Below are 13,245 nucleotides of genomic sequence, written 5' to 3' on the forward strand. Positions count from 1 at the left end.
ATTAGAGATTCCCCGCGCACCTTCCGCAGATCTCCGGATGTTCTTTCACGGACCCCACGGTCTTGCTGTACATCCAGCAGCGGCCGCACTTCACGCCCTCGGCCGGCCCGGCCGCGATCCTGAGCCCATTGATCACCTCGCTCGCAACAGCGTCAGCCGGCGCGTCTGCTGACCGTGCCAGTGACACTGACGAAACGATGAAGATGAAGGCCAGGTCGTTTGTATACGCATTCAGAAGCCCGTACAGTTCCGGCGCCACATAGAGCGTCAAACCCGCGTCGAGCGAATGTCCGATCTTCTTGTCTCTGCGGAGCGCTTCGAGCACCTTCGCGGCCTCGCCGCGCACCGCGAGGATCTTAGTCCATCGCGCCTCAAGTTCGTCATCGATATACTTCTCTTCCACCCGGGGAAACTCCGCAAGGAACACGCTCGTCGTTTTTGCGCCCTCTTTCATGTAACCCCAGACCTCGTCCGCCGTGAACGACAGCACCGGCGCCATCATGCGGACCATCGCGGAGAGGACCGCATGCATTACGGTCTGGCCTGACCGGCGTTGCAGCGATGACGTTTGAGCGGTATAGAGCCGGTCTTTCAGGATGTCGAGGTAGAACGCGCTCATGTCAACGGCGCAAAAGTTGTGCAGCGAGTGGAACACGACATGGAACTCGAATTCGTCGTAGGCCTTCTCCACGCGCTGGACCAGCTTCTGCAGCCGATGCAGTGCCCAGCGATCGATCTCCACAAGGTCCTTGTCCGCGACCCGGTCCCTCTCGGGATCGAAGTCGGAGAGATTGCCGAGCAGATAGCGGCTGGTGTTCCTGATCCTGCGGTAGGCCTCCGCGAGATGGGTCAGGATCTCCGGAGAGATGCGGACATCGTCGCGATAGTCCGCTGCCGAGACCCAGAGCCGGAGCACCTCCGCCCCGTACTTGTCGATCACTTCCTGGGGCGCGACCACGTTCCCGGCCGACTTGCTCATCTTCTTGCCTGAGCCGTCAACGGTGAATCCGTGCGTCAGCACCGTCCGATAGGGCGCCATGCCGGTGGTTCCCACGGACGTGAGGAGCGATGACTGGAACCACCCCCGGTGCTGGTCGCTTCCTTCAAGATACAGGTCCGCGGGCCAGGAGAGTTCCGGCCGCTGCTTCAGTACCGCGGCATGGCTCACGCCCGAATCGAACCACACGTCGAGGATGTCCATCTCCTTCTCGAAGTCCTTTTTCCCGCACTTTTTGCATGAAATGCCGGGGGGCATCAGTGCGGCAGCCGGCCTGGTGAACCAGACATCAGCGCCTTCCTGTTCAACGATCGCGGCCACATGGTCGATGATCGTCCTGTCCAGGAGCAGTTGGCCGCAATCCTTGCAGGTGAATGCCGCGATGGACACACCCCACGCCCGCTGGCGCGAGATGCACCAGTCAGGCCGCTTCTCGACCATCGAAAGGAACCGGTCCTTGCCCCATCCCGGGACCCAGGTGACCTTGTGGACGTTCTCCACGGTCTTTTTGAGCAGGTCATTGTTCTTCATGGAGATGAACCACTGCTCGGTGGCGCGGAAGATGACGGGGTGCTTGCATCGCCAGCAATGGGGATAGGAGTGGGATATTTTTTCCTCGGCAAGCAGCGCGTTCTTTTCTTTCAGGAGCGTGATGATGCCCTTGTTCGCCTTGTGCACGTGCTCGCCCGCGAACTGGCCGGCCTCTTTGGTGAATCTGGCTTTATGATCGACAGGCGCATACACTTCAAGACCGTACCGAATGCCGACCTCGTAGTCCTCCTGGCCGTGGCCCGGAGCGGTATGCACGACGCCGGTGCCCGCCTCGAGCGTGACATGCTCTCCGAGGATGACCCGGGAATCCCGGTCTATGAACGGGTGGCGCGCCATGAGGCCTTCAAGCTTGCGGCCTTTGAACTTCTCGATGACCCGGTGCTCTTTCACCTCGAACTTCTGGAGGGACTGTGCGAGGAGCGCCTCGGCAACAATGATGACCGAGTCGGAACCGATGTCAACGGCAACGTAGTCGAACTCCGGATGAAGCGCCACGGCAAGGTTCGAAACGAGCGTCCAGGGGGTGGTGGTCCAGATCACGACCGCGACGTTCTTTCCCGCGAGCACCGGGAATGCCTTTGCCGCGTCCGGCAGCGCGAATCTGACCGAGATGGATGGCGATTCGTGGTCCGCATACTCCACCTCCGCCTCGGCAAGAGCTGTCTCGCAGGACCCGCACCAGTACACCGGCTTCTTCCCTTTATACACGCCTCCGGCGCCCACGAACTTGCCGAGCTCCCGCACGATCGCGGCCTCATAGGCATAGTTCATGGTGAGATAGGGATTGTCCCAGTCGCCGAACACGCCAAGCCGTTTGAACTCTTCCCGCTGAATGTCGATGAACTTTCCGGCATACTCGCGGCAAAGCGTCCGTATCTCGGCCTTGCTCATCGTCTCCTTTTTCGGTCCGAGGTTCTTGAGCACCTGGTGCTCAATGGGAAGGCCGTGGCAGTCCCAGCCCGGTACATAGGGAGAGGAAAACCCCTGCATGGACTTGTACTTCACGATGATGTCCTTCAGGATCTTGTTCAGCGCGTGGCCGATGTGGATATGGCCGTTCGCGTAAGGCGGCCCGTCATGCAGAATGTAGGTCTTCTTTCCCTTGTTCCTCTCCTGGATCCGGCCATAGGTCCCCTGCTCTTTCCAGCGCAGTATCGTCCTCTGCTCCAGGTCCTTTAAATTGGCCTTCATGGGAAAGTCGGTCTTCGGTAAATTCAGCGTCGTCTTATAATCCATTCAAGTTGCCTCTTCCATTCCGCAATTCACGGTCCGTAACAAATATGATCCGCAGATTTCGCTGATTAACGCAGATTTTTAAACCAGGACTGAGTCCTTAATCTGTGAAATCTGTGTAATCTGCGGATAAAGACTCTCGAGACTCCGTATTCCGAACTGGTTCGACTCATGCTCACCATCATGAGCGACAGTCGAATGATCCGAACTGTAGTCAGTCCGTTATCTCTTCAGGATTTATTTTTGTCATCGTGGCCTCACTCGCAACACCCTGGTCCAGATCGAAGAAATTCGTCTTCGATTTTTTTACCGTATCCGCGTACTGCGTCGGTTCGGTCCCCCGGCGGAAGACATCATGATAGACCTCCGCGGCGCCTTCACGCGCCAGGAGCCCGCTCTCGGGGTCGATCGTCACGAATACCACTTCGTCGGTCGCGATGAAATCCTCGGCGGAGTTGTCCTCGAGCGCCTTTGCCATGACTCTGATCCAGATCGGGAGCGCGGCGCGCGCGCCGGTCTCTTTGTCTCCGAGAGAGGCCTGAGCGTTATCATATCCCACCCACACACCCGTGACGATGCTCGGAGCGTACCCCATGAACCAGGCATCCACATAATTGTTCGTGGTTCCGGTCTTGCCCGCCAGCGGCTTCCCGAGGACTTGCGCGCCCCTTCCCGTGCCCTCCTCCACCACGCTTTTGAGCAGGCTCGTGACGAGATAGGCCGTGGTACGGTCGATGGCCTCGACGGGCTGGGGTTCAAAGCTCTCGAGCACCGTGCCGCTGCCGTCAATGATGCTCTTGATGATGATGGGCCCGGTCCGTATCCCCTGGGATGCGAAGGTCGCGTACGCCGAGGTGAGCTCGAGGGGCGTCACCGCTGATGAGCCGAGGGCTGTTGTGTAATCGTAGCTGATCGGGCTCGTGATGCCGGCCTTCCGGGCGAAATCAATGGTCTTGTCCAGTCCGATCTTCTCGAGCAGGCCGACCGTAACGGCATTTCGCGAGAGGGCGAGCGCCGTCCGCAAACGCATGGGGCCGAGGAAACGTTCGTCGTAATTCGTCGGCTTCCACCCCTTCTTATCGTATTCATCCTTCTCGTGGATCACCGGCAGGTCCATAAGGATGGATGCCGGGGTGAACCCGCTCTCGAGCGCCGCGCCGTAGATAAAGGGCTTGAACGACGACCCGGGCTGGCGCTTCGCCTCCATGGCATGGTTGAATCCGCCTTCAACAAAGTCATAGCCGCCGACCAGGGCGCGCACGTATCCGGTGAACGGCTCGATCGATACGACCGCGCCCTCCACCAGCGGCGTCTGCTCCAGGAGGAACGAGGCAAGCTGTTTCTTCCTGTCGTAAGCCTTCAGGCGGACCTTGATGATGTCTCCGGGCTGAACGAGAGCGGCCGGTTTTTTGAACTCGTCGGGCGCGTCCTTTGTCTTCTTGTGAATGATAAGCGCCCAGGCCATGTCGTCATGCGCGATGTAGCCCATCATACCGCGGCCCTTGACCGTGATCGAGGAATCGTCGACCGCGAGCACATGGGCATTGAACGATTCTCCGGGCTTCACCATGACGTGGAGCGAGCTCCAATCGATCGGCGCGGACTTGAGCTGTTTGAACCCGAAGCGGCCGCGGAAGCCCTGCCGCTTGTCGAGCGCGCGGAGTCCCTCCTTGAGCGCGATGCCCGCGGTACGCTGAATGTCCATGTCAATGGAGGTGGTGACCTTGAGCCCTCCCTGGTAAAGCGTGTCAGGCCCGTATTTCTTCTCGATATATTTCCGGACATAATCGACGACGAACGGAGCGATCTCTTCCAGGGGCCTCAGGTTCTCAAGGTTGAGCGGCTGGTCATAGATCTTTACGCTCTTCTCCTCGGTGAGATATCCCTCCGCCACCATTCGCTTCAGCACATGCTTCTGCCGGAGCTTGGTCAGGTCGATGTCGCTGTAAGGCGAAAAAGCCGAGGGAGACTTGGGGAGCCCTGCAAGGAGCGCCGCCTCCGCCTGGTTTACCTCCCAGATGTTCTTGCCGAAATAGGTCTTGGATGCCATCTGCACGCCGTAGGCGCCGTGCCCAAAGTAGATCTTGTTCAGATAGAGTTCGAGGATCTCGTCCTTCGTCAGCTCCTTCTCGAGCCTGCGCGCCAGGATGATCTCCTTGATCTTGCGCTTGAATTTCCGCTCCGGCGACAGGAACACCACCTTGGTGAGCTGCTGCGTGATGGTGCTGCCGCCCTGCGACACGCGGACCGCCATGATGTTCTTGAGCGCCGCCCTCAGAATACCGCGATAGTCTATGCCCGTGTGCTGGAAGAAGCGAGGGTCTTCGGTCGCCAGGAGCGCGTTCACCATGTACTTCGGTATGCGCTTGAGGGGTACGTAGATGCCCTTCTCGATCTTGATCTGGCCCAGCACCCGGCCGTCCTCGGCAAGGATCGTCGTGCCCGGGCTTGGCTTGTAGTCCTTGAGCGACTCCACGGTCGGCAGACCGAACGAGAGAATGAAGAACAGGAACGCGACAAAGAGAACACCGGATACGAAAGCGATCCCCAGGAGCTTCAATGCCTTCCCGGGAGTAAGATGCTTGAGCCACGGCACCGCGATGGTGAACCAGAATATCTTGAACTGTTCCCAGGCGGATCGAGCCAGCTTGGTGACCGTTTCACGGGTCGTTTCCAACCATTTTTTCATCATATGTATCGGCAACCTCAGGGTATTTCGCTCTTTTTGAGCAGTGCCGAAAATAATAACATCCCGGAGGGATAAAATCAAACGAAAAGTGTGTTTGAGAGGCATTATCGTGTCATAAAAGATTCATTACGAAGAGAGTGACATTGACAATAATCAGATAGGGACCGCCCTGAGCGCGTTGAAAAGCCTGGCTTCATTGACAATATGCCGACTGTCTGATAAAATCAATGCATCAATAATCGGAACGATGCGGCAACCACTATCCGATTTCCCCGGAAGCCCTTATCCGGGACCCGGGACCGTTGAAAACCGCTGGATTCCCGATGAACGCGTTCAGGAATGACGACACTATGCAATGTGACGGTTAAAAACGTATCGCGGTTCAATTCCAAGCCATCTGAGCAGCACCCAATAATTACTATATCAACCGTTTACGACGAAAAGAGGCGCCCTTTCATGGCATCACGTCCCGGCTCCGACCATATGCGTTATAAGATGGTTCTCCTTTTCATCATGCTTGCGCTCTGCATAGTATCTGCGGGATATCTGTACTACCTCACCCAAAAAGAACATATTAAAAAAAGCATCCAGAACGAGTTGTCCGCCATTGCAGACCTCAAGGTCGATCAGATCACCACCTGGCGCAAGGAGCGTTTGGGAAATGCCACGGTGATCTTCAAAAACACGTTTATAGCAGCGGCGGTCCGGAAGTTCCTGGAAACTCCCGAAGCACCCGGGCTCAAACAAGAGCTGCTTGACTGGATGAAGTCCCGCGCGGAGACCTATGACTATAAAAGCGTTTATCTCGTTGATGCCCAGGGGATCATCAGGATCTCAACAATAAAGGGTGACCGGCAATCGCAGTTGGACCCGCCGACAAGAAAAGCGCTTTCTGAAGCGTTTAACGCGAAACACGCGGTCCTCTCCGACATTCACAGCAAACCTGCCTCCACAGACATTCATCTTGACCTCGTCGCCCCCTTCATTCTGCGCAAAGGATCTTCCGACGTCCTGATCGGAGCGATCGTATTCGACATAGACCCGCACTCATTTTTATACCCCTTAATCCAAACGTGGCAGGGTCAGAGCGAGACAGCGGAAACCGTTCTCTTGCGCCTTGAAGGACGGGATATACTTTTTCTCAATGACCTCCGCCATCGGGAACAAACCGCCCTCACGTTCAGGATTCCGCTCGACGAATCAAAGATGCGGGACATCGATGCCGCCCGGGCCGGGAATAAGGGCGTTGTCGAACAACGTGACTACCGAGCTGTGCCGGTGCTTGCCACCCTGCGAGTTGTCCCCCAGACATCCTGGTTCCTGGTCGCCAAAATGGACCTCACGGAAATTTACGCGCCTATCGTCACACAAGCCCGGCAGGTGACGTTCGCGAGCGTCCTCCTGATCGCGGCCACAAGCCTGGCCATCGTCTTCTGGTGGCGCAAAAAAATCACGGAGTACGCCCGGAAGCAGTACGATGCGGAACTGGCGAGCAAAGTGCTGTCACAGAGATACGACTACCTGAGCAAATACGCGAATGACATAATCCTTCTCTGTGACCCGGAGGGGAAAATATTAGAAGCAAATGACCGGGCAATAGCGGCCTACGGCTATTCACGCGACGAACTGCTCCGGTTGCATATCAGGGACATTCGCTCTCCAGAAACATGGCCTGATATTACGGGACAGATGCAACAGGTGCGGGCGCAAAGCGGGATGATCTTTGAGACCGTACACCTGCGAAAAAACGGAGAGGCATTCCCGGTCGAGGTCAGTTCACGCCTTATCGACAGCGACGGAAAGATTTTATTTCAGAGCATCATCCGGGACATCACCGAGAGGAAACAGGCGGAAGTTGCCTTGATCAACGAAAAGAACAAGTCGCAAGCAATCATCGCGGCCATTGGCGACGGGATCAGCATCCAGGACTTGGATTTCAGGGTCATATACCAGAACCAGGTCGACAAAAACCTCCATGGCGATCATATCGGAGAATATTGCTACCAGGCCTATGAACAGAAAGACCAGACCTGTGATAACTGCGCACTGGCGGCATCATTCAAGGACGGCATGATCCATACAACGGAGAGAACGGTCCAGACCGCCAATGGGCCGCTCCATGTCGAAATAACGGTATCTCCGCTTAAGAACGAATCCGGGGAGATCGTTGCGGGGATCGAAGCGGTCAGGAATATAACGGGACGAAAACAGCTGGAAAATTCGCTGAGAGAGCGTAATGTCTTTATAGAAGCGGTCATGGACAACCTGCCGATCGGACTTGGGGTGAACGATATCAAGAACGGCAAAGCGATCTATATGAACTCCGCCTTTGAAGAGATCTATGGCTGGCCGGATACGGTTCTGGTGAATGTAACGGAATTCTTCAGTCATGTGTATCCTGATCCTGTTCAGAGAAAAGCAATAAAGGAGAGAATAATCACTGATATCGCCACGGGCGATCCATCGCGTATGCGATGGGAAAACATGGAAATTACGACGATGACCGGAAAAAAGAAGCTTGTCAATGCCGTCAATATTCCCGTATTCGAGCAGAACATGATGATCTCAACCGTTCAGGACGTCACCGCGCGCAAGCAATCGGAAAAGCGGCTCATCATGTTGAACGAGTGTCTTTTAAGTTTCGGTCCGAACCCGGATGAGAATATCAACCGGCTGGTTGCCTTGTGCGGGGAACAACTGGATGCCGCCTGCGCGATTTACTATCGTCTGGAAGGGGACACCTTATACGCGCTGGGGCAATGGAATACGCCTCCGGATTTTGAACCCAGAGCTAAACCCGAAGGCCATTTTTGCTACGATATTATAAAAAAAGGAGGACAGGATGTGTGCGTGATCCGGGACCTTCCGGCCACTTCCTACGCACAAACAGATCCGCACGTGAGCAGCTACGGATTAAAGACCTATATCGGCAAGGCCGTGTCCTTCGGCGGCGATTTCGTCGGTGCCCTCTGTACTGCCTATCAGATCGACCCCATGCTTTCCGATGTTGAGCTGAAATTTCTGGAAATAGTTGCATCCGCTGTCGGCGTCGAGGAAAGCCGCAAAGAGACGATCAGCGCCTTGCGGGAAAGTGAAAACCGCTACAAGCGGCTCGTCAGATCAGTGACCGATTATATCGTTACCATCGACGTTGAGAATGGGCGCGCCATCGCAACGTATCACAGCCCGGGGTGTGTAACCGTAACCGGCTACACCTCGAATGAATACAATGCAGACCCAGGCCTCTGGTACCGCATGATATTCGATGGGGACAGGAATACCGTCATCGAACAGACGAACGCGGTCCTGTCCGGGGCGCCCGCCGCTCCCTTTGAGCACAGGATCATTCACAAGGACGGCTCTATCCGCTGGGTCAGGCACACGCCGGTTTCGCGCGCCGACGGCACAGAACAGGTGATCACCGTGGATAGCCTGATCACCGACATCACTCAGCTGAAACTGCTCGAAAACCAGCTGCGCCAGGCGCAGAAGATGGAGGCTGTCGGTCAGCTGGCAGGCGGGATAGCTCATGACTTCAATAATATCCTGACGGCGATCATCGGATACAGCCACCTTCTCCTGATGAAAATGGATGCGGGCAATCCGGATCGTCCCTTTGTGCAGCACATCATTGCATCATCAGAACGGGCGGCGCATCTGACGCAAAGCCTTCTTTCCTTCAGCCGGAAGCAGGTCATCGACCTGAAGCCGATCGACCTGAACGACATCATCGGGCGGACGGAACATCTGCTGGGAAGAATCATCGGCGAGGACATCGAATTCAAGACCATGCTCGCGGAAGAAGGCCTGCCGGTGCTGGCCGACGGCATGCACATCGAACAGGTGCTGATGAACCTCGCGGCCAATGCCCGGGACGCCATGCCGAACGGCGGAATGTTGCGCTTGGAATCGGGAGCGTTTAAAATGGGAGAGGATTTTATCAGGACCCATGCCTACGGCCGGCCCGGGACGTACGCATGCCTGTCGATAACGGATACCGGTATCGGCATGGATGAAAACATCAGCCGCAGGATCTTCGAGCCCTTCTTTACAACCAAGGAGGTCGGGAAAGGCACGGGACTCGGTCTCTCTATGGTATATGGCATCATAAAGCAGCACCACGGTTATATCGAGGTATACAGCGAACCGGGAAAAGGCACAACATTCACGATATACCTTCCCTTGCTCGCCACGGCTGCCGTCGAAAAACCGGCCACTGCTCCCGCCGAGCTCGCGCGGGGAACGGAAACCGTGCTTTTAGCCGAGGATGACAAAACCGTACGCGACCTCGCCGGACAGGTATTGGAAAACTCCGGCTATCGGGTCATTGCAGCCGCTGACGGTGAGGAGGCTGTGGGGAAGTTCCTCGATAACAGGAAAGGGATAGATCTCCTCGTATTCGATATCATCATGCCGAAGAAGAACGGAAAGGAAGCGTATCTGGAGATAAAAAAGATCCGCCCGGATATCAAGGCCCTGTTCATGAGCGGATATACTGCGGACATGGTGTTCAAAAAAGAGACCCCCGAGACGGATTTTGATGTTGTCTTGAAACCCATCAGCCCTTCGGATCTTCTGAAGAAGGTTCGGGAGATACTTGATAGATAATAGTTCGGAGTGATTAAATACAGTTCGGAGCAATGAGTTCGGAGTTGGGAGTTGGGAGTTGGGAGTTGGGAGTTGGGAGTTGGGAGTTGGGAGTTGGGAATGCACAATGAACTCATGAAATCTCTTTAAAGGCAATTCTCACCTAACTAATGCAAGCGCATAAAATATTGTTACATGTAGGGCAAGGCTTTAGCCTTGCTTTAAGCAACCCTGAAGGGTTGCCCTACAAATGATATAACAACAATTATTGCGTTTGCTATAATTACTCCGAACGCAGCCTGCCCTCGAACGTTTCTATCGGGGGAACTGATCACTCCGAACTCTTCCTGCTTCTCAGGAAGGCGCCGAACTTCATATCCACCTTCATGATATGGTCGACGATCCAGTCCACCACCACCTGGTTCGTGGTTGCGGACAGATCATAGGAGACGCCCTGCACCCGGGGAAGCGACGCCTGTTCCTTCAGATCGGCAAGCACCGCAAGATATTTTTTGTGGTCCTCCCGCTGCTCCTCCAACCCGCCATAGTTCGTATCGCGCATGTGTTTTTCCTCCTCGGAGAAGTGGACCCGCGCGTAATCATCCAGGAACTTGATCGTCCCGTCGATCTCGGACTTGCAGCGTTGCTGTTTTATGGCGATGACCAGGTTATTGATCCGTTTGAACAGTTCCTTGTGCTGGCTGTCGATGGTGCTGATGCCGGTCGCCAGTTTCTCCGTCCATTTCATGATAATTCTCCTGATGTCGCGTGGTGGATACTGGATAGTAACAAGCACGGGGAAGGATGTCAAGGGAAGGAGAATATATTGTGTCTGCTGTGGTTCATCCCCGCACGTGCGGGGAACATACGTCCAGATCGCCGAGACCTGTTCCGGTTTCCGGTTCATCCCCGCACGTGCGGGGAACATTTATATCCAGATGCAATTCGTGTCCATATCCACGGTTCATCCCCGCACGTGCGGGGAACATATTACCTGGACTGAGCGGGCAAATCCGAAAAACGGTTCATCCCCGCACGTGCGGGGAACATTTACACCTACCTCAGTTTAAAACCACATTCAACGGTTCATCCCCGCACGTGCGGGGAACATTTCATAGCGATTTGCACCATGATCGGCATTGCCGGTTCATCCCCGCACGTGCGGGGAACATCGGTGATCGACGAGGCCGCGTTCCACGACGATCGGTTCATCCCCGCACGTGCGGGGAACATGCCAAATTACAACGCCCAGCCACACCGTCCGGCGGTTCATCCCCGCACGTGCGGGGAACATGCCGGATCTCCCAGCACGATCGATTTGATCGCCGGTTCATCCCCGCACGTGCGGGGAACATCATTGCGCGCGTCTCCTTACATTAGTTTTTGACGGTTCATCCCCGCACGTGCGGGGAACATGCATCTACCTTGTCACCAAAGCATTCCTTCCTCGGTTCATCCCCGCACGTGCGGGGAACATGACTTTTGTGCGTCTGAATGACAGCACATCCTCGGTTCATCCCCGCACGTGCGGGGAACATGCAGAAAAAACATCGCGTCCGCAGTCGCCAGACGGTTCATCCCCGCACGTGCGGGGAACATTGTTCATGTTTTCCCCCTGTAGGCTTTACTTCCGGTTCATCCCCGCACGTGCGGGGAACATATGTAGACCATCTCGTCAATGTCCATCTCGTGCGGTTCATCCCCGCACGTGCGGGGAACATTCTCCGGTGCCGGGTTGACCGGCTATGGATACCGGTTCATCCCCGCACGTGCGGGGAACATCTGAGGGGAGAGGATAAAAGGGAAGGGAAAAGCGGTTCATCCCCGCACGTGCGGGGAACATAGCTTAACGCAAGGATCACCGCCGATATCAGCCGGTTCATCCCCGCACGTGCGGGGAACATACAATAGAAGTGGTCGCCAGGCACGCGGGCATCGGTTCATCCCCGCACGTGCGGGGAACATCATGAGAACTGCTTCGACGCGAGGATGACGGACGGTTCATCCCCGCACGTGCGGGGAACATTCGGTCGTGGATGTTTTTTTACAGAATGGGCACGGTTCATCCCCGCACGTGCGGGGAACATGGACTCACCGAAGGACAGTGGCTCTACCTCTACGGTTCATCCCCGCACGTGCGGGGAACATTCAAATATCACTACGATACTCCTCCGGAAACACGGTTCATCCCCGCACGTGCGGGGAACATATCTCCGGGCTTTAAATATTCCGTCAAATGGACGGTTCATCCCCGCACGTGCGGGGAACATTTCATCTATTCGCGGCGGCATCGCCATAGACCCGGTTCATCCCCGCACGTGCGGGGAACATTGTGCTATGTCGTCCTCGTAAATATCCCCAGCCGGTTCATCCCCGCACGTGCGGGGAACATCCGCACAAGGAAAGGGGTAATGATATGAACTACGGTTCATCCCCGCACGTGCGGGGAACATGAGCCGACCGAGCCCCCTGCGTTCGGTGCAGGCGGTTCATCCCCGCACGTGCGGGGAACATATAGCAACGGGCAGACTCGAGATCAAGCCGAACGGTTCATCCCCGCACGTGCGGGGAACATAATATGACTTTAATCTCTGCCTTGTATCGCACCGGTTCATCCCCGCACGTGCGGGGAACATCCGGAGAAAAGCCGGGGCACCGGCAGCACCATCGGTTCATCCCCGCACGTGCGGGGAACATGGAGGCCGTAGATGTCGAAGAAAATAAAACATCGGTTCATCCCCGCACGTGCGGGGAACATTAAAGCTGAGATGGCGTCCCGTTCGACAACGACGGTTCATCCCCGCACGTGCGGGGAACATCCAAGGCCGGTCAGTCCCCGCTGCGAAGCGGCCGGTTCATCCCCGCACGTGCGGGGAACATCTTTGCCGGCAGCTACAGATAGGTCTATTTCGCGGTTCATCCCCGCACGTGCGGGGAACATATATGAGGATGGGTCCTTTGGCCAAGAATAACCGGTTCATCCCCGCACGTGCGGGGAACATTCATCCAGAAAAGAACGACGATGATGAACCCTCGGTTCATCCCCGCACGTGCGGGGAACATAAGTGCCCGCCATCACCGATGAGGACAAGGCGCGGTTCATCCCCGCACGTGCGGGGAACATCTGGGGATTCGGGACAAAGTGGGCGTCGAAGCCGGTTCATCCCCGCACGTGCGGGGAACATAT

Annotated in this window: 4 protein-coding genes and 1 CRISPR repeat array (1 of these 5 running past the window's edge); of the genes, 1 reads left to right on the plus strand and 3 read right to left on the minus strand. The window is 56.1% G+C overall.

What is annotated here, in order from left to right; genetic code table 11:
- Nucleotide 1 precedes the first annotated feature (1 nt).
- Together ileS and M0R70_10410 are read right to left on the minus strand one after the other, a co-directional pair.
- On the minus strand, nucleotides 2-2,785 hold the full coding sequence (gene ileS, locus M0R70_10405) for an isoleucine--tRNA ligase (protein MCK9419777.1): 2,784 nt from the start codon (nucleotides 2,783-2,785) through the stop codon (nucleotides 2-4).
- Nucleotides 2,786-2,996: 211 nt separating this feature from the next.
- Nucleotides 2,997-5,474 carry a PBP1A family penicillin-binding protein gene (locus tag M0R70_10410; protein ID MCK9419778.1) on the minus strand — a complete coding sequence of 826 codons (2,478 nt, stop codon included), beginning with the start codon at nucleotides 5,472-5,474 and terminating at the stop codon, nucleotides 2,997-2,999.
- A 453-nt stretch (nucleotides 5,475-5,927) separates the two neighbouring features.
- Between M0R70_10410 and M0R70_10415 the strand changes: the two genes are divergently transcribed.
- On the plus strand, nucleotides 5,928-10,079 hold the full coding sequence (locus M0R70_10415; protein MCK9419779.1) for a PAS domain S-box protein: 4,152 nt from the start codon (nucleotides 5,928-5,930) through the stop codon (nucleotides 10,077-10,079).
- A 310-nt stretch (nucleotides 10,080-10,389) separates the two neighbouring features.
- On the opposite strand, the gene M0R70_10420 is transcribed toward M0R70_10415, so the two are convergent.
- The gene (locus tag M0R70_10420; GenBank protein MCK9419780.1) at nucleotides 10,390-10,806 is read right to left on the minus strand and encodes a bacteriohemerythrin; all 417 of its coding nucleotides are present in this window, start codon (nucleotides 10,804-10,806) and stop codon (nucleotides 10,390-10,392) included.
- Between the two features lie 90 nt (nucleotides 10,807-10,896).
- Nucleotides 10,897-13,245: a CRISPR direct-repeat array (repeat unit 29 nt; unit sequence CGGTTCATCCCCGCACGTGCGGGGAACAT); it runs 1,035 nt beyond the window's last position.

It is taken from the genome of Nitrospirota bacterium (assembly GCA_023229435.1).
Classification (GTDB): Bacteria; Nitrospirota; UBA9217; order UBA9217; family UBA9217; genus JALNZF01.